This is a genomic window from Phycisphaerales bacterium, from assembly GCA_016716475.1.
GTDB lineage: Bacteria > Planctomycetota > Phycisphaerae > UBA1845 > Fen-1342 > JADJWG01.
The window spans coordinates 679498-698711 of sequence record JADJWG010000001.1; the positions used below are offsets into that span (position 1 = coordinate 679498).

12 protein-coding genes are annotated in these 19214 nt (G+C 66.0%); 5 read left to right on the forward strand and 7 right to left on the reverse strand.

Annotated elements, in window-relative coordinates:
- Positions 1–95 precede the first annotated feature (95 nt).
- Together IPM18_02915 and IPM18_02920 are read left to right on the forward strand one after the other, a co-directional pair.
- Positions 96–1415: a pyridoxal phosphate-dependent aminotransferase gene (locus tag IPM18_02915; protein ID MBK9118541.1), complete on the forward strand. Its 1320-nt coding sequence runs from the start codon at positions 96–98 to the stop codon at positions 1413–1415.
- Between the two features lie 109 nt (positions 1416–1524).
- Complete coding sequence (locus tag IPM18_02920) at positions 1525–4353, forward strand: M20/M25/M40 family metallo-hydrolase (GenBank protein MBK9118542.1); 2829 nt, start codon at positions 1525–1527, stop codon at positions 4351–4353.
- Positions 4354–4504: 151 nt separating this feature from the next.
- Here IPM18_02920 and IPM18_02925 read toward each other — a convergent pair whose 3' ends face one another.
- Complete coding sequence (locus IPM18_02925; GenBank protein MBK9118543.1) at positions 4505–5482, reverse strand: PEP-CTERM sorting domain-containing protein; 978 nt, start codon at positions 5480–5482, stop codon at positions 4505–4507.
- 427 nt (positions 5483–5909) lie between these two features.
- Here IPM18_02925 and IPM18_02930 point away from each other — a divergent pair, with 427 nt between their 5' ends.
- Entirely contained in the window at positions 5910–8150 is a 2241-nt protein-coding gene (locus tag IPM18_02930) for a HEAT repeat domain-containing protein (protein ID MBK9118544.1), read from the forward strand.
- Between the two features lie 10 nt (positions 8151–8160).
- Here the strand turns inward: IPM18_02930 and IPM18_02935 are convergent, their stop codons facing one another.
- From IPM18_02935 to IPM18_02950, 4 genes are all read right to left on the reverse strand, one after another.
- Positions 8161–9051, reverse strand: a complete 891-nt coding sequence (locus tag IPM18_02935; protein MBK9118545.1) for a sigma-70 family RNA polymerase sigma factor — start codon at positions 9049–9051, stop codon at positions 8161–8163.
- Between the two features lie 100 nt (positions 9052–9151).
- On the reverse strand, positions 9152–10102 hold the full coding sequence (locus IPM18_02940; protein MBK9118546.1) for a hypothetical protein: 951 nt from the start codon (positions 10100–10102) through the stop codon (positions 9152–9154).
- 15 nt (positions 10103–10117) lie between these two features.
- A complete protein-coding gene (locus IPM18_02945) occupies positions 10118–12511 on the reverse strand; it encodes a protein kinase (protein ID MBK9118547.1) in 2394 nt (797 codons plus the stop codon).
- A 107-nt stretch (positions 12512–12618) separates the two neighbouring features.
- Entirely contained in the window at positions 12619–14217 is a 1599-nt protein-coding gene (locus IPM18_02950) for a hypothetical protein (GenBank protein ID MBK9118548.1), read from the reverse strand.
- Between the two features lie 498 nt (positions 14218–14715).
- Here IPM18_02950 and IPM18_02955 point away from each other — a divergent pair, with 498 nt between their 5' ends.
- Positions 14716–14859 carry a hypothetical protein gene (locus IPM18_02955; GenBank protein ID MBK9118549.1) on the forward strand — a complete coding sequence of 48 codons (144 nt, stop codon included), beginning with the start codon at positions 14716–14718 and terminating at the stop codon, positions 14857–14859.
- A gap of 32 nt (positions 14860–14891) precedes the next feature.
- Here IPM18_02955 and IPM18_02960 read toward each other — a convergent pair whose 3' ends face one another.
- A complete protein-coding gene (locus IPM18_02960; protein MBK9118550.1) occupies positions 14892–17231 on the reverse strand; it encodes a protein kinase in 2340 nt (779 codons plus the stop codon).
- Between the two features lie 165 nt (positions 17232–17396).
- Positions 17397–17984, reverse strand: a complete 588-nt coding sequence (locus tag IPM18_02965) for a 3D domain-containing protein (protein MBK9118551.1) — start codon at positions 17982–17984, stop codon at positions 17397–17399.
- A gap of 437 nt (positions 17985–18421) precedes the next feature.
- On the opposite strand from IPM18_02965, the gene IPM18_02970 reads away from it, so the two are divergent.
- Entirely contained in the window at positions 18422–19207 is a 786-nt protein-coding gene (locus tag IPM18_02970) for a triose-phosphate isomerase (protein ID MBK9118552.1), read from the forward strand.
- Positions 19208–19214: the final 7 nt, after the last annotated feature.

The following is a 19214-nucleotide window of genomic DNA, read 5'->3' on the forward strand; positions in this document are numbered from 1 at the left end:
CCTGCTACTCTGCCGGGCTGTTGCGCCCGCGTCCGGCCGACCTTCGGCATTGGCGACCGAGACGATCGGGAGCACCTCACCGCAGGAAGATGAACATGACCGCCAGCGACTCCGGTCCCCAGTATGTCGTCGCGCCCGAACAGCGCATTCCACTCTGCGACTACCCCGGCCAGATGGCCCCGATTCCGCCCTCGCGGATGTTCCTGATCAACAAGTCGCTCAAGACCTATCTCGAGCGCAACCCCGGCGGGCAGGTGTTCGATGCCTCCCAGGGGGACGGCGGCGCCAGTCTTCCGGGTGTTCCCGTTCCGATCCTGGAGTCCGCCCACCAGTTACAGCTCGAACACGGCACCTCGTACGACATGCCTTTCGGCTGCGACGCCTTCCGCAAAGCCGTCGTCGAGGACTACTGGCAGCTCGACGCCGCCACCGGCCTCGGGCCGCAGAATGTGCTCGCTGGCGTAGGCGGGCGTGACATCCTCGTGAAGGCCTACGGGGCGATGCTGACGCTCGGGGCCGGCCGCATGGGCGACGTGTTGCTCACTACGCGCGTGCCGTGGATCAGCTACAACTGGGGCCCCTACGGCGTGGGGGCCAACGTGCTGCTCGCGCCCGGCGACCCACTAGCCGGCTGGGCGTACACGGCCGACAGCATCCGCGCGTGCGTCGAGTTCGCTGCGCGGGAGGGCCGCCAGATCGCCGGCATCCTCATCACCTGCCCCGACAACCCGACCGGCAAGACCCTCTCCGCGGAGGAGCAGCTCGCCCTTGGAAAGGCCGCCCTGGCCGCCGGCGTGAGCTTCGTGCTCTATGACTGGATGTACCACTGGGTCACGGACGAAGCGCCGATGAACCTCAACCGGTTTATCACGCAATTCGATACCCGTGAGCGGCCGCGCGTGATGATCCTCGACGGCATCACGAAGTCGCTCGGCGGCTCGAATGTACGCAACGCGCACCTCATCGCGTCGGAGGATGTGATCAAGTTCATCACCAGCCGGGCCTCCCACGCGGTGATCCCCAGCTTCCACAGCCAGGCCGTCGCGATCGCCGCCTTTCGACAGGGCTTTGCCCGGGCCGCGGCTCCGATCATCGGCCCCACCAATGCCAGTCGGCAACTTGTTCGCAAGTTCGTGGCCGCCCGGCAACTGACGGCGATTCTCGGCCAGGGCTACTACGCCTTCTTCAACGTCGCCCCGTGGCTGCGGGCGGCCGGACTGTCCAGCTCGGAGGCCCTCGGCCAGGTGCTCGCCGAGGAGCACGGCGTCGCGATCGTGCCGGGCTCCTTCTTCTCGCACCACGGTGACGACTGGATTCGCTTCTCGTACGCCACGCCGCCGGAGCGCACGCAGGGGGCGCTGGACCGCCTGATGGACGGACTCGCCGCACTCGAAAGCGGCGGGGCGCGCGACTGACCAACCATGCACGCGCGGCACCGCCGGTACCGGCGCCGCAGTAAAATCGAAGCAGGCACCTTCCGCGGGCGGCGCCGGCCGCCCGCTCGCAACCCCCGGTGACCTTGAGATGCAACCGCAGGAACTCGCCAATTTCGTCGACAAGTATCTGCACGCCCGCGATGCCGCCCTGTCTTCCTACTTCGACCGCGGCACCTGTGGCCTCGAAGTCGAGTGGAACGTCGTCAACGCAGAGCTGCGGCCGCTGCACCACGTCAGCGCCGGCCCGGATGCCCGCTCGTTCGTCGAAGCTCTGCGCACCCAGTTCATCTCCCCCGCATTGGCGGACCGGAACGACCTGGAAGTCTTCCACTGGATGACCGAGTGGATTACGCGCCCCTACTACCACCACCTTGGCGCCGTGCTGGAGACGCGCGTGCTGGAGGGCTGCCTGCGCAATGCCCTGAATGCGGCCGGCCTGTCCTTCGGCGAGCGGCTCTACGCGTGGCACGGGAACGTGCTCTGGCCGATCGAAGTTGCGTACGATTCGATTCCGTCGGCGTGGACCCTCACCAAGCGCCGCTACCTGGAGCGCTGCGTGGACCTGTTCGGCAGCGCGCTGGCGACGGCGGGCGTACACACGAACGTGTCGCTGCCCGAGCCGCTCTTTGCGCTGGATTTCCTGCACCAACCGGCCGGGACACACGCCGATCCCAGTCTGCTGGCCTTCCGCAACAACGCCTACATCCGCGGGGCGCGTGTGCTGCGGGCGTTCGCGGCACTGTTCATCGCCACGTCGGCCAACTCCCCGCTGCGCGGCGAGTGGCGCGGCGGTCAGCCCGCGTTCATCCTGACGGAGTGTGATTCCAACCGGCTGGCACGCTTTCCGAACCCAGCCAACGTGGATGTGCCGCAGCTTTACCGCAGCCACAGCGACTACGTGCGTATTTCGGAAGACCTGGCCCGTCGGCGGATACGCTTCGGCAATAACAACTGGACTCCGACGCGCGCCCGTTCGGATCCGTCGGCGGTGGCGCACATTATTGAGACGACCACCGACGAGCTGCACGAAGTTTACGCCAAGGGCCTTTATGGTGTCGGTGAGCACGATGCCGTCGAGCAACTCGCGCAACGGATTGAGCTCGAGAACATGATCGCGCGGATTGCACTGCCCATGTCACGTGTCGAGATTCGCACCGACGAGGGCGGCCACGACCTCGAGCTCGACCTGGCGAACGCCACCCTGCGCCAGCTATTGCTGATCCAGAGCTACGCCGACCTCCCCTTCGCGGCCCAGTTCAGCTACGAGGCCGAGGACGTCGCCCGCGCCCGGACCAACGAAGCCCGGGCCGCGGAGCGCGGCATGTCCGCGGAGATCACCCATCCCGCCACCGGCCGTTCAACTTCCGTGCGCGAGTTTCTCGGCTGGACTCTCCAGGCGATCCGTCCACTCGCCGAAGCGCTCGGTTGGCAGGACACCCTTGAACCGCTGGCGCTCCTCGCACAAGGCGCGCCGAACAGCGCCAGCCAGTTGCGCGATCACCTGCGGCCGCACTGCGACCCCGATGGCCGTGTACCGTCTGAGGCGCTGCGCGAGGTTGCGGCAGCGCGCGAGCAACAACTGGCGCGCGACCTCGACTGGATCCATGAACACCTCAACCTGCTGGGCGATGAGACTCCCAAGTTGCGCGATTTACTGGCCTTGGCCGCGCAGGCCGCCCGCGAGGATCCTTCCGCACCGCATCGCTTCCTGCCTCCTCAGCGTCGTGCCGCCACCCAGGTCACACTGGATACCACCGCCGAGATTCTCGACCTTTCCCAGCGTCTGATTCGCATTCCCTCCGTCACGAACTGCCCCGTCGAGCGCGTGCACGAGGTCTACCGTGCGGCGCGGCTCATTGCCGGGTACCTGCGTGACGCCGGCGCCGCAGTGCAATTCTACGATCAGGGGAAGTACCCCACGGTCTTTGCACACTTCCCCGGACAGCGCAACGCGCCTGTCATGCTGAGTGGTCACTTCGACGTCGTCGCCCCCTCCCCGGATGACTCGCAGTTCAACCCCGTGATCGACGGCGATTACCTCTGGGGCCGCGGCTCAGCCGACATGAAGACCGTCGTCGCCACCTACCTTGTCTGGATGCGCGACGTGCTCCGCCGCCGACCGGAGCGCTACCCGCCGCTGAATCTGCTGCTGGTTGGCAACGAGGAGAACGGCGAGGCCGAACCCTTCGGCACGCCACATGTCCTGGCCGACCTGTACGAGCGCTTCGGTTACGCCCCCGAGCTCTTCATTGCCGGCGAGCGGACTGGGGAAAAGGGTACCGAACTCTACGGCGAGGTCTGTGTCGAGAATCGCGGTGTCGTGCGCGTGCAGTTCATCGGTCGCGGTGTGCAGGAACACACCGGCGTCGGCGCGCGGGTGGTCGATCTCGGCGAGCAACTCGTCGCGGCCCGCACCGCCATCGATGCAGCCGTGCGTGCCAGACTGACGCTGGCTGCGCCCGATGGCTGGAAAACCGAGTATCGCTTCCCGTTCCTCAACGTCGGCACCCCCGGGGTTTACAACATCACCGCCGATCGCGGCGACCTCGGCCTGGAGATCCGCCCGATCCCGCAGGATGATATTGCCGGGCTGCTGGAGCACCTGGCGGACATCGCGGCCAAGTTCGAGTTCGGATTCGAGGTTCAGACCCGCGAGCCGGGAGTCGCGTGCGACCGCGACAACCCGCACCTGCTCGAACTGCTCGCCGCCGTCGAGGAAGTCTCCGGCACCGCGCCCGTCGTCGGCCGCAAGAAGCCGGGCACCAGCGGCCGCTTCGCCCCCCGCGGACAAGCCGTGATCTGGGGTCAGACTGGCATCGGCCCCCATACTCCGGCCGAACGTCACTATATCCCCAGTATTCGGCCGTACTACGACGCGTTGGAACACTTCGCCAACCGGTTGACCGCACGAACCTGACGCCAGTGCCTTGCGAAGGAATTGTTTCGGCGGGCTACGGCGCGCCCATGGTCCCCCCGTGGACAGGTTACAGCGGATTTTACCAGTAACTCCGCAAAGAACCCCACCACGAGACCAGCACCGGCGAAGTCGCCCCCCCGCAGGGCACGCACTACTTCCGGCGCTGCGACCAGACGAAAGCTCCACCGATCGCGAGCAGGACCAGTGTGCCGGGCTCCGGCACGGCCGCAATCGTGTTCGATCCCATGTAGTGATTCGTCAACTCGCCTGCGGACAGACCGGCAATGAGGGCACTGGCAGCCGCTTCATCCTGCTCCAGGATCGACCGCAGGAGCAGTGGTGCGATGTCCCGATGCGCCGTGGTCCCTGCCACGCGGCCCTGCGTGGCCTGCAGTTCCCGATCAATGGCGGCCGCAATCTGGTCGGCGGCGGATCGCGGGAAGAGCCGCTGCAACTCGGAAGTGTCGACGCCGAGTCCCCCGAGGAAGGCAATGGCCCCATCAACGAAAAGGTTGCCCTCGACCACGATCGGACCGACCGTGAAGTTCGTCTGCTCATCCGACCGGATCACCACGCCGTCGAGCGAAAGCTGCGAGTTTGTGTTGTTCGCATTGATGATGAGGGTGTAAAAGCCGAGCGAATTGATCTCAAGTTGGTTGTTTACATTGAGCTGCCCGGTGAGCTGCGCATCCTGCACCCCCACCTTTGTCCTCAGATTGTAAGCCAGGTTGGTGACGCCGAAGTCGACGAAACCATCCATCAACCCACGGCCACTGCCCTGGCCGGGCAGGGTGTTGTAACCGGCTGTAAGCTGGACCGCTCCCTGGAGCGTCAGGTCACCGATGCTGCCGAATCGGAAGGTTTCGGGGCGACCACGGGAGTCGTTACCAAAGGTCCGATCGAGTTCGAGCCGGTAGCCCTGCCCCACCACGCCATTGGGCACGATGCGGACACGCCCGGAGCGCGCCCCGTTGAAGCGGGTGCCATCCCCCGAACTGAGCAGGGGCGAGCCCGAAGGCGTCGCGACCAATTCCAGCCCGCGGTAAATCGTATCCCACGGGCCCGCCTGCGCCGTTTGCACAGCCAGAAACGCTGCTATCACCGCGATTGTCAGCCCGCCAGCTCGCATGACACTTCCTCGGAGTTGCTCGCGCTGCTTGTTTTCGCCCGACTTTCATGGCTCCGGAGCTTGGCAGCCCGCACCGGGCACTTTGCCTAACGGTACGGTACGTCGGCTCCGGCCGCCTTTCAACTGGCGACCCGTCACGGCCCGGCCCTGGCCAGGCACCTGTCCGATTCCGTCGGCTCCCGGGCAGTCCCGTAAACAAAACCCTTGGCCGGACCGTACGGACTTCTACGGAAACTATCGGCCCGCACGGTGCGCGGCTTCATCGGGAAACTCCCGGGTCGCGACCGCCGGAATGCAGTATACTACAGATAAGGTTGGGCGCAGCAGGCGCAGGAGTTGAGGAATTATGGGGCTGCCAGATGCGCGCCAGCCAACGTTGCCGCTTCGGCGTGGTCATGCTGATGGGTACGACAAGGATGTCGCCAGGATGCTCAGGACCGCAATCAGCTTTGTGATCCTCTTCGGCGGGTTCTTCCCAACCCATGCGCAGGAATCGCAGCCCGCAACAGGCACCGCCTCATCACCGGCCGAAATGCAATCCGCACCTGATACCGCGGCGGCCGTCCAGTTACGTGAAGCCCGCATCGCTGACCTCGTCGCCCTGATTGAGGGCCCTAATTCGCCCGACGTGCGCCGCACCGGCGTCCGTCAACTGTTACTGCTCGGCTACGAGGACGTTCCCAAACGCCTGGCTGCGATTCTCAGCGGCTCGAACGCCGGGGCCCGTACCGCCATTGCATTGACACTCGTCGAGCAACCGGTCTACCTCGATGCCGTCTTTATCGACCCACTGATCGCGACCCTCGCTGACGGGGACGCGGAAGTTCGTACGGCCGCCGCCGCCGCCCTGGCGGCCTACCCGAACCACGGTGTCACCGACCGTTTGCGGGGTCTCGTACTCGACGCTGCCACGCCGCGCGCGCAGCGGCTCGCCGCGGTTGCCAGTCTCGCCCTTGTTACGGATCGTAACGCCATCGAGGCGCTGGTTGCGGCACTCGAAGCGGACCCGGTCGTGGCCCAGGCCGCGCTGCTCGCCCTGGAGCAGGCCACGGGTATGGATTTCCTCGGAAGTGCCGGCACCGCCCGGGAGTGGTGGCAAGCCACCACCACGCTGAGCCGCGAAGAGTGGCAACAACAACAGATCGAGCGGCTCGTGCGGAAAGCCCGTGAAACGCAGCGCCGCCTGACCGAATTGGAGTCACGTCTCGCACGCGTGCTCGAGGAGAGCTTCCAGCGGGCCGGCGACGCCGAACGCACCACGCTCCTGGCGGCCTATCTGACCGATCCCGACAGCAACATTCGACTGCTCGGCCTGACACTCGCAAGACGCCATCTCGCCGAGGGGAAGGCGCTGCCTGCTGATATTCAGCAGCGGCTTCGGGAATTCATGAACAGCCCCAACCCGCGCAAACAGGCCGCCGCCATTCGTGCCGTCGCCGGCCTGCGGCAATCCGAGGACGCCGCGACCTTCCTGCGCCTGCTCGAGACGAACCCACCGCGGGAAATCCGTCTCGCGCTCGTCAATGGGCTCGGCTTCATCGGCAACGGCACCAGCACCACCGCCCTGATGCCCCTATTGCGTGACCTGGACGAGGCCACCGCCACCGAGGCCGCCGCCGCCATCGGCCGGATTGCCGAGCGCGGCCGGCTTGGGATCGAAGCCACCCCGGTGATCGCCGAGGCGCTGCTGGACGCCTGGGGCGTCACCTTACCCGGGCAGACGAACCTGCGCGAGCGGCTCTTGTGGGCGATGGGGAACGTCGGCGACGCGCGCTTTGCGACGGCCTTCGCGGCCGCCCTCAATCGGGAAAACGCCGCCAACGTTCGGCAGGCCGCGGTACGGGGCATCGCGACGTTGCGGCTTACCCAACTGGCCGACGCGTTGCTGGCGGCCGCCGGCGACCCGGATGCCGGCGTTCGTCGTCTCGCGGTGGAAACGTTGGGCGACCTCGCCGCCAGCAGCAACATCGCCCATCTTGAGGCCCTTTGGGACCGCGTTGATTCGCCTCCCGAGACCGATGAGAGTATTCGCCAGATCGCGTGGCGCAGCACGGTCGATGTCCTCGCCCGCGGTACGACCGAGGATCTTGGCAGGTGGCTCGCACGGCTCACGGAAAGCGGGGAATCCCTGCAACGCGTGCCCGACTTGTTGCAACAGCTCATCGTGCTCACGGCGGAGACCGAACCGGTGGATCGGGCCCGACGGGGGCTGTTGCGTTCACAACTCGCAGCGATGCACGCCCGCATCGGCAGTGCTGAACCGGCGATTGACACCTGGGTCGCGGCCCTGGGCGACCTCCACGCCGCGGCGGCGCGCGAGACGCCTGCTGTAGCCGTTGACCTGCTGCGCTACGCATTGCGTAACGATCAGTACGATGAGATCGTCGCGAACACCCTGGCTGCCGGCAACCCGGGACTGGAGCCGGAGGCCATTTGGCGCACGGTGCTGACCGAACTGGAGAATCGCCTCGGGGCGCGTGCGGCGGAGCCCGTCATCGCGCTGCTCAATACGCTCGAACAACACCCGCCAGTACCGCTCAATGACGATGTCCGGGCGGCGCTCGCCGACCTGCGGACGCGCGCCCTGGGACTGCGGCAACCTCCGCCTACCACGGCCACGGCTCCGGCTACACTTCCGGCCCACGGCGCTGATGACACCGAGGACTGATGGCCCCGCCCTACTCGCGCGCACTCAGGAACCCCACGCTCGATGCGAAACATCGCGCGCGCAGCGCCTCCCGCCCCGCCGCGTCTTCCTGGTCCTCGCGCCGCAAGTCTTCAAGGTTCGCATGGCAGCGGTCACAGTCAGCCACCCGCACGTGAAATTCGATGAATGAGTTCCACTCCTCGTCGAGCACACCCAGCAGGTAACGCCCCAGCGTGGACCGCTTCAAGCAGCTTACGCCCTCCTCCTGCCAGATGCGCCCCAACGTGCTGTCCTCGGCCACGTCCGCTTCGCCGAGGTCGTGACCACCAGCCGCGGCGGTCAGCTTCCGCCACTGCTCCAAGACCCGGAACTTGATCCCGGCCACGGCGGGCTCGGTGATCTCGAGGTCGGCGGCGACTTCCTTGTTGCGCATGCCGAGCACAACCAGCATCTCGATTACGATCAGATCCTGGAAGCGGCGCTGGCTGGTGCACTGTTCAACCCACGCCCGCAGACCCGTGACCAGGATCGACCGCTGAGCATCGACCTTCTCCTGGCGGGCGACGTACCGGCTGGGTGTGTTCGGATCGAGCCACTCCGCCGGCGCATCTTCCATGTCGAGTTGGTCCAGACTCTGCCGCTTGCCACGTTGCCGGCCGCGCATGTGGTCGTGCAACTTGTTCCGCAGGATCGCAAAGAGGTAAGTTTCGAGTGAGCGTTCAGGGTCGTAGTTGGAGAGACTTCGCAGCAGGCCGAGAAAGGCCTCCTGCACGATGTCCTCCGCCTCCGAGCGCTCCGCGAGCATGCGGCGCGCGAAACTCAGCATCCGCCCCTGGTAGCGCGCAATGACCTCGCGCCACGCCTCGGCATCACCCTGGCGGACACCCTCCACCAGATATGCATCCGCATCCTCGACCGGCATCGCCCTTCCCGCTGGTGGTTTTTTTTGATCTGCTGCCCTGCGACCACCAGTGGAGGATACCGCGCGCCGTCCCACGCATCCAAGTCGGACCCGCAACTCCCTACAACTGCAGACGCGCCGTCGTATTCGCGCGGGTGGCCCTTTTCAGTATCCATACGGCCACAACGAACGCCACGGTGAGAATGAACAGGCCCCGCAGACCGGACGTGTTATGCCCCCCAGAAGTCCGCGCCGGTACCGCCCGCGTACGCTCTACCGCTTCGCGCGCCGCCGCCCGCGCCGCATCGAGTTGGAGACGCATGTCGCGCAACTCGAAGGCCAGGGCCCCCTCCGGCCCCTCGGCATCCTCCAAACCACCGTCCGCACGCCCGCCGGGGAGGTACGTCTCGACCAGCCCCGCCGCGACCTGCCCCCTCTCCTCCGGGGAAAGCGGCCGCAAGGCCGCCTGCAACTCACGCAGCCGGGTATCGGTCTCGTGGGAACTGCGCACGAGTTGCTCAAAGTAGGCCTCCAGATTCGCCCGCATCAGTTCGGTATGCACGCTGCGCAGGAGCTGTGCACGGGCCGCACCGGTGGCTGCCGCCCGGGCCGCATCCGCCGACGGCAGCCGCACGCCTGCGTAGCTGCCGAGGACCAGGCGGTCACCTTCGATGGTAACCTGGGGACGCTGTGCGAGGCGGGACAACTCCGGGTCCATAGCCGACACCCGCGGGCGCTCCCGCGTCAACGTGTACCCCGCCGGCCATTCGCGCGCCCGCGACCCGAGGCGGATGTTCGGATCTGCGGGGACCGGTGGTATCGGCGGCTCTACCCACACCGCAGGCGCCTCCTGCCACTCCGAATCGACCTGCGCATGCACGCCGGGGCCTGGCGGAGTGGTGTGGGTGGTCACCACCGAGACTCGCAGCGAGAACAACACCACTACCGCGACGACCGCACTGACCACGATCACACCGAGCAAGACCTTCGCACCGCGCCCGGTAGAGAGAGCCCACAGCGCAATGATGACGAGGATGATCAGTAGTGGCAGGCCCAGGACTCCGATCGCCATGCTGACCTCCTCCGCCTACAACACGATCTGCCGCTGCCGTCGCACCTGCCGTGCCCGTGGCCACATCAGCAGCAGAACACCGACCACGAGGATGGGAAGCGTAAAGACGAGGGGTTGGCCAAAATCCTTCTGCGACCACGGCAGCGCACCCCAGTCACGACTGATCAAGAGCGTCCCGAATGGTCGCCCGGCAAAGATCAGCAGGGCCACCGCGACATACGCCAGCGCCAGGCAACCGAGCACCCCGCGCACCTGGTGCGCGGCACTGTACTGCCGCCGAGACCAAACCAGGATGAACGTGCCCAGCACCAGCGGCGCCAACGCCGCCAGCGGTGAGACCCCGTCGCGAACGAGTTGCCGGATATCACTGTCCACGCGCAAACCGCCGCTTTCAATGGCAGTCATGGCCACTTCCCGCGCGGGACCGGCCACCAGCGTCAGCGTGAGCCCGATCAACAGCAGCAACTTGCCCATCAGCGCCAATCCCGCGTTCGCGGTCCGGCCCACAAAAGACGGCTCCGCGCGCACATCCTCCGGGGGCCCTGCCTGTCGCGGGGAAGCCGCCAGAGCGCCATCGGTCTGCAATGCCGGCGGCGATGCCTCGTTTGCTGCGCCGGCTGGCGCTGGTGCCATCTCGAAGGACGAAGTTCCGGCCTTCCACCCGGATGCCCCGTCGGTCCACAACGGCGCGCCGGCACGTCCGGGCACCGCGACCTCCGCACCTGCGGGCTCAGGTGGCAAGCTCGAAATCGCCATCCCCCCCATCCCAAGACGAGCCGCCGCGTCCGGCGGTCTGCGCATCTGTGACGCCCGCACGGGAAACATGCTGGCTGCCGCGGGGGTGAGCAGGGCGATCGCCGTGTTGATGGCGCCGCCGAGCAGCACGACAGACTGATCAGCATCTGCGAAACCCATTGCCAGCAGGCCGACCACCGCCGGCCAGAATGCGCTCCAGCCATCCACCTTTCCGAGCCGGCCGGCATCGATGCGCTGACCCCAGTTGCAGATGAACATCGCTGCCAGTGGCGCGATGATCAGCACCGAAAGCGCTTTGAAGGGTCCGTCGGCCAGCGTATAGGCCGGGAACATTGCGAGCCCTGCCATGGCCGCGTAGGTCATCCGGTCGATCAGCGTACTGCGCGTCAGCGAGCGCTGCAGGAACCACAGGTGGGCCACGAGCGGACCGCACGTACCGCCGACGATGAACAGGAAGCTGATGATCGTCGCCTCCAACTCGTTATGCCGGCCGAAGACCAGTCCCAGCACGATCGACAGCCCCCCGGCGACGGCGAGCAGCACCAGGGTCTGCGCGACCCGCTGACTGGAAGAGACTTGCGGCACGTCGCGCCGCGGTTGGCGCGCCCCGGCGGGTGACATGCCCAGCTTGCGCTGGAGCTTGGCGCCGCGCTCTTCGAGTTTGCGCGAAAGCTGCTCGTACCGCCGCTGTAGCCGTGGCGGCAGTACGCCGCCCTCGGCCTGCACGTCGCGAACGTCAAGCACCGGTGCGGCGACTGGCGGTACGGGTGTGCCCGCGGTACGGGTCAACTCATCCGGACTGGGTTCATGTCGCGAGATCTGGCTGAGTGTGCTCACGTCGAAGGCATTCATGCCGTCGGCCAGCGCGGCGGAGTCCATGGCGGCCGCCAGCATCTCATTGGCGTCCTGGTAGCGCTTCTGCGGGTCCTTTTCGAGGGCCTTGAGAATGACCGGCACAAAGGGCTGCGGCACGCCGTGCAGGTCGGGCTGATCGCGTAGGTGGCGCATCAGGATCTCGCCCATGCTCGCGCCGCTGAACGGCAGGCGCCCGGTGAGCATCTCGAACAGGATTACACCCAGGGCATAAATGTCGATGGCCTTGGTGTAGCTGCCCGATCCGATCTCCGGCGCCATGTAGTGCACGGTGCCGACGCTGACCGTCTGCCCGCTGTGCTGCGAAACCGAGATATGCTTGCTCAGGCCGTAGTCACCGATTTTCACGTATCCATCGTCATAGAAAATGTTCGCGGGCTTCAGATCGCGGTGTACGATCCCGCGCTCGTGCAGGTAGCTCAGACCTTGCGCAATCCCCTTCAGGAAAAACGCGGCCTTCTGCAGCCCGAAGCCGCCCGTCTCAGCCGTCATCAGGTCACGTAGCGAGGGTCCGGCGACGTACTCCATGAGCACAAACGGCTCGCCCTGCGTGTTGCGACGCACATCGTAGACCGTAATCAGGTACGGGCTTTTCAGGTTCATCACGTGCGCGATGCCGCGCAGCTCGATCTCCGGGTTGTCCCTCAGGTACTTCAGCGCCAGTTGCTTGCCCGAATCGGTCAGCGCGTAGTACACCTCGCCGAATCCGCCGCGGCCGACGGCACGCTGAACCGTCACCCCGTCGAGGGGCCGATCACCATGCTTGAACGTGTAGGCCACGCGTCGTCCTCCGCTCCACGGCCGGCAGCCGCCGAACCGCCAGATACACTCGTCCCCAGACACCCATGAGTTTCATGTCGCATCGGTCCCGCCCGGGGGCGCGCCGTTCAAGCCGGTAAACCCAGGCCGGCAGCCCGCACGGCCGCCGGGTACGGCTTGATCACCATCCGCACACCACCGAGTTCGAGCGCCACATCCGCCGGCACAGGAACGGCCGCGCCGCCACCGCTCTTCCGGGCGAGCAGCCGGCCTGCATTCGTGAACAGCACCACTGCGCCCTCGCCCTCACGCGTCCGCAGGTGGCAGCTCGGACCGCCGCCGAGCAAACAGGTTTCGTCAAACAGCACGACCTCGCTCACGTCCAGAGGCAGCCGCACACGCTGCGAAAGCTTCAGTACCGCCGAATCGCTGCGCGCGCTCGGCTTTGCGAAGACGAACTTCGCTCGCCCGCCGAGTACAACCCGATCGCCGTCGCGCAGCAGTGCACGCTGTACGGGCTGACGGTTGACCTCCACCGGTCCATAGGCCGTAAGAAAATAATCCTCGCCGTGGCGGGTTACATCCGCATGGTGTGGCAGCAGATCGCCAGGCAGAGCCACTTCGACGTGCGTCGAACTTCCCCCACGCCCGAGCCGCACGCGTTCCCCCGCCACCAGCAGGCCACTTGCACCGCCGTCCACCATCACCAGCAGGGGCTCATCCAACCGTACCGCAGCCGCCATCTCCACGCCCGCAATTTTGGGGGCCCGGACCGTCATGGAGTGCGCCGCGCGTGCTGCGACCTGGCCTCCCTCCCCGATGGGCACGCCCAGCAGTCCGAGGGGAGAGGCGAGCAGCGCATCCTGGGCTGCCCCAAGCTGCGTCAGGGCGGCAAGCACACCATCGACCCACGCAGCACCCGGAACCACCGCCTTGATACGGAGTAGCGACTGACGCAGCTCGACCAGCGCGTGCGCCGCAAGTTCACCCGCCGCCCGCTCACACCAGGCGACCGCCCGCAGCTCATCCTCCACGCTCGGTACAACCGCCTGCACCGCAACGAGCGCGCCACGCGCTGCAACCACCTTGTCGAGTCGCCCCGCTACCAGCCAGATCTCCACTTGCCGCCGTAATGCAGGCGCCAGGCGGGCCGTTGCAAACGTATCCGTTTCGCGTGATCGGCCGTGCCGCTCACAGGCCTCGCGCCAGTAGGTCACGGCCGCCAGCGGATCCGCTTGTTCGAGAGCCGTTCCGGCCTGTGCCAGGCGCTCTTCGCCCCGCTCCACGCGCCTTCCAAGTTCACGCTCCAGCCGTTCGCGCTCCGCCGCATCAGGCACTTGTTCCAGATCTACTCGGCCGCTTTCGAGCCGCCCGGCGGCCAGTTGCTCCGCCACGCGCTGCGCGGCCGCGGCCCGTTCCGTACCGAGCTGCTCCGCGACGCGTCTTTCGGCTTCCACCTGCCGCCTGAGATCCTGCGCTTCAGGCGTGGCACGCCCCCACTGCGCAAGCAGTGCAAGATCGGCTTCGGCCTCCCGCAGGCGCCCGGCTTGCCGATGGAGTCGGGCGCGCGCCACCAGCGGACGCACCAACTCATCGAGGAGCCGCTCGCGGCGCGGATGATCGCCCAGCGACGGATCGAGTGCCGCGGTACAGGCATCGTCGAGCCGCCCCGCGCGGAGTGCCTTCTCCGCTGCGTTCATTCGAGCATTGGGCCAACGGGCAAACATGGTCGGGGTACTCTCCAGCGGCCGGGGCAATGTCGCGATTCTAACCACTCACCCCCCAAATGCGGGGGATCTGGTAGTCTTCAGACGACTCGCACGACAAGGTATTCGGGGTGGATCAGTCAGTATTCGTAGTAACACCGCGGGACCGGGCTTTTGCGGAACGCGACCCTCATGCGGAAACCACTCCCGGGAATTGCACTGCGAGCCACCAGTGGCTACTTCATGCCACAGAGATGCAACGCATTTTCCAACATCACGCCGGAAAAATGTGAATCTACACAAGATGGGGCGGGAATCCACCGATACATTCAGGTGAATCGCTCAGCCCTTCACATCCTTGGCTGGGCGGAAACCTCCCGGGTGGTGGCGAGAAGCCCAACCATGTGTGGAGGATGCGGGAAGCGGAAAGGTGGTGTGCCGTGGTCCGCTGGATGATTGAATTAATTCGAGTAATTGCGGACTGGTACGACTATGTCACACTGGGTGGGGAGCTCTGAGATGGCACTCGAGCCCCTCCCGGTCGACTACTCCGAGCAGGAACTCGCCTGGGGTGACGCCGTCGCCGTCGGGCTGTGGGGACTAACGCTACTGCTTGTAGTCGGGCTGCTCGTGTGGTCCATGAGCAGCCACGTCACCAACTAGCGCTCCCGGAGTACTTCAGGACGGGCGCGGGATTACGACGCCCGTGTCGCCGCCAGGACCGTCGTCGAAGCAGTCGCGTGTTCATCCGGTGACCAGGTCGGACTCGGTGCCAGACTCCGCTCCCGCGCGTGAAGCAGTCGCAGCAGTCCCGCCACCGCGCCTGCCGTGAAGAACGCACAAAGTCCGATCGTCAGTTCCATTCGCCATGCCGTAGACAGGTGATGGGTAGTGCCCAGTCCCATGACGGCCACCATAGCGATCGTCGCGCCCAACGCTACGGCGATCCGACGTAATCCGTGCGGTCGCCCCAGCGGCATCCCATAGACCACGAGCGTTCCGAGGACCGCCCACAACAGCACACGCAGCACGATCGCCGCGCGCGGCAGGCGATGGATCCCCTGCCCGGCCAGCAGCCCTGTCAGCACAGCGGCCTGCACCTGGCAGCCGAACACGTACTCTCCCCCGGCGAGCGGGTGCGTATCCTCGTATGGCAGCATCGGACCCACAAGCACCACGCGCCCGCCGAACCATTGCCTCAGAGTGGCATCCTCCGCTGTAAAGACCTCCTCCATCGCAATCGCTCGGTTCGCCCACTCCAGTACACCTGTGAGGGGAAAACGGGCTAACAGCAGGCGGTCATCCGGCATGAAGCCGGGATGACCGGGACGCGGGCTGGAAACCGAATAAAAGGGCAAGCGGTCCTGATCGTCGAGCCAGCGCGCTTCATGGGGAGCCGGATCACGCCGCCTGTACAGCATCTGTACTTCTTGTCCGACGACGCGCAGCTCCGCAGCGGCCTGCGGGTGCCTGGCCGCAGCAAGCCCCGCCACCGCCAAAGAGGGCCAGGGCCGATCCTGTCCCCGCTGTACCGCCAGCGGCAATAGCACCGAGTCGGCGAACGTGACTGGCGCCGTCGAAATGAGCGAGCCGGCCGCCGCCACTTCAGTACGGATCTCCCCGCACACGACCGGCTCGGCATTGACATGCAGTTCGCGGAAACCGATGACCACGGGCGCCCCGAGCGCGCGCACCCCGGCGATGAAAGCGGCGTCGTACTGCGGATGGCAATCGGGCAGTGTGAAGTCCCAGACGAGTACCTTCGGACGGGCTACGGCCAGACGTTCCATCAGCGCCCCCGCCAGAACCCGCAGACTCTTCGGGTCGGCCCGGTTCGCGATCGGGGCTGCGGGGACCAATCGGCCCGCGCGAAATGCCTCGATGGTGGACGGACGCAGCGCGATCAATTGCACGGGGTCACCCGCCGGCGCGTCCGCCACCCAATGTGCGCGCCCAAACCAGAAGAGTCCGCTGAGGAAAACAATCACCAGCGTGGTTGCAGCCAATTGCACCGGCAACAGGTGGCGACGCACGATGAGGGACGAAAGTCGACCGGCACGGTACGACCACCGTGACGGCCGAGCATGCACAGGCCGCCCTTCAAGGTAGTCTAGCAAGTCCTCGGCCAATGCGGCGCATGAGCGGTACCGGGCGGCCGGATCGGACGCGACACAGCGCGCGATGATCGCGGCGAGATCCTCCGCCCGGTTGACGTCGCGAGCACGCAGCATTGTCGTCAAGTAGTCTGCTTCCGGTGCCAAACGTGCCGGTTGTCCGGAGATGACGTGGAAAAGCAGGGCGCCCAGGGAGTAGATATCTGCTCGGCCGTCGACCGCCTGCCCCGCCATTTGCTCCGGTGCCATGTAACCGAATGTGCCAAGGGCGGCTTCACGGGCAGCGGCTTTTTCCGCATCGGCCGCGCCCAGGATCCGGCGGGCAATGCCGAAATCGACGATGCGCGGCTGACCGTCGCGGTCGATGAGAATGTTCTGCGGCTTCAGATCGCGGTGTACGACCCCCGCGCGGTGGGCGTAGGCCATGGCCTCAACGACAATCCGCACCAGTTCAATCCGCCGCTCGAGCGTCGGACGGTGACGCTGGACGTACTTGTCGAGTTGCTCGCCCGCCACGTACTCCATGCTGTAGTACAGCGGGGGAGCCACGAGCCGGGCTTCGTAGAGCGTCGCGATGTTGGGATGCCGCAGGCCGGCGACGAGCCGCACCTCGTTCTCGAAATACGCCTCCCGCTGTGCCGTTGTCCCAAAGAGGACCTTGACCGCCTCGATCCGTAGCTTGCTGTGATGCACCGCCCGATAGACGACACCAAAACCACCCCTTCCAACTTCACCGAGCAGAGTGTAGTTGCGGATGCGTGGCCAGCGCGCGGCCGTCTGACTGCGGAAGTACGCCCGGGCTGCCCCGCTCATCGCGACGAGCTGCTCGGCGCGATCGCGCTCCGGGCCCTCCAGCTCGGCGCGCGCCAGCGCTGTGAGCAGTGGTACGTCGAGTTGGGGTGGGTCCGGCCGGATCGGCATCCGTGCACCGCCGGTGGTAGTGAGGGGCGCTCGCTCTCGCCCGTCGCGAGGGTCGCAATGACGGGCGCAGTATACCATGGACGTGTCCCACCACAGGGGGGACCGTCAACCGCCACAGGCAATCATCCGGTATTGAAGCCGGCCCCCTGCCCCCCCCGTCAAAGCTTAGCGCCCGAACAGCTCGCGTACGAACCGTCGCCCATCGCCTTCCGGCAAGGTGATCTCGACTTCGAGGTAGTGCCGGCCGAACTGGATGCACTCTGCACGGCTCGGGATGAAGATGTCCACCGTGCTGTTCCGGAAACGCTTATGTGTTCGGTCCGTCACAATCAGCGTCTTGTTCAGTGCGGGGATAAAGATTTTCGTTCCGAAGGGCAGATCGCCCGGACCGGCACACTGCCCCACACCGGACGGCACACCCGCAGCCGTCGTCCCGATGTCGTGATAGGCCGTGACCCGGCAGATCCGGTATAGCTTACGATCTCCATGAATGGGGCCGAAATCCCGGGCCATGCGCGGACCCGGTTCAATCCAGGTGGTAGTCTGCTCCACGGGCTCGGCCTCAACGAGGACGCTCTCTTCGCTTGCGGCGTCGTCTTCGTCGAACTCCACCCAGTCCATTCCTATCCGCGGCCCGTACTCTTCCGGTGCCTCAGAGGCCCACACGATCGGGCCGGTCACTAACGTCAGTGTGAACAATGCGCTGCTGGCCACGCCAGCCAATGCAAGGATGCCCTGAAAGACGGTCGACACCGTCACTCCTCCGTTCCCGCCCAACTCTCTGCCGTGCGGGCCCCACCATTGCCTCCTGGGGGGATGCACGTGCCGGGAACCAGCCGCCCTGCCGGTCCCGACTCGATTGAATGGAGCAGTCTAGCACCCCAAACCCGGCAACGGCAAACAATTCCTGCCCTCAGCGCACCTCCTGCGCCTACCGGTCGAACGTCCCGAACTGGACCACCGTGCGCGGTACAGCCCACGTGAATTCGCTGATTAGGGGGTCTGGAGGGGTTATTTTGCCCGGGTCTGAGTTTTCGAAATCGCGCACGGATACGCCCGGTAAGGGGCGACGAGTCATATTTTCTTTGGTATTTTGCTGCCATGTAGGGTCGTTTTTGTCGTCGGAACGGCTGGCGACTCAGTACGACCGAAAAAAGATCACCGTATCCGGAAATCGTGGAGCGATAGCCATGCGTAAGCCCCTGGTGGCAGGAAATTGGAAGATGAATCTCAACCGCGCCCAGGCCGTCGCACTTGCCGCGACGGTGCGCCAAGGCGCGGAATCCAACCAGCCATCATTGCTCACACAGGTGGAAGTAGCGGTGTGCCCCCCAGCGGTGTACCTCCTACCCGTGGTTGAGACGGTTGGCCCGCAGATTGCCGTCGGCGCTCAGAACCTATACCAAGAGCACGAGGGTGCGTTCACCGGTGAGATCTCGGCGGCCATGATCGCAGACACGGGGTGCCGGTACGTCCTCGTCGGACACAGCGAACGAAGGCACACAATCGGTCACCACGAGGATGACCGCATGCTGAACCTCAAGACGCGTGCCGCCCGAAAGGCCGGCCTGGTACCGATTCTGTGCGTTGGTGAAACACTTGGCGAGCGTAAAGCCGGCGAGACGCTGGACGTGCTCACGTTCCAACTCACGGCCGGGTTGGTGGGCGTTCAACCGGCTAGCGGGATGGACCTTGTGATCGCCTATGAACCAGTCTGGGCGATTGGAACGGGCGAGACCGCCACGCCGCAGCAGGCCCAGGAGGCCCACGCCCACCTCCGGGCGGAGCTGCGCCGGCTGGTGGGGAACGTCGCTGACCAGGTGCGGATTCTCTACGGCGGCAGCGTGAAACCCGATAACGCGACCGAAATCTTCGGACAGCCGGATGTGGACGGTGGGCTGATCGGCGGTGCGAGCTTGAAAGCAGACTCCTTCCTGGCGATCGCAGCGTCCGCGCTGGCAGCAGCTCGCAAGTAGCCGTATA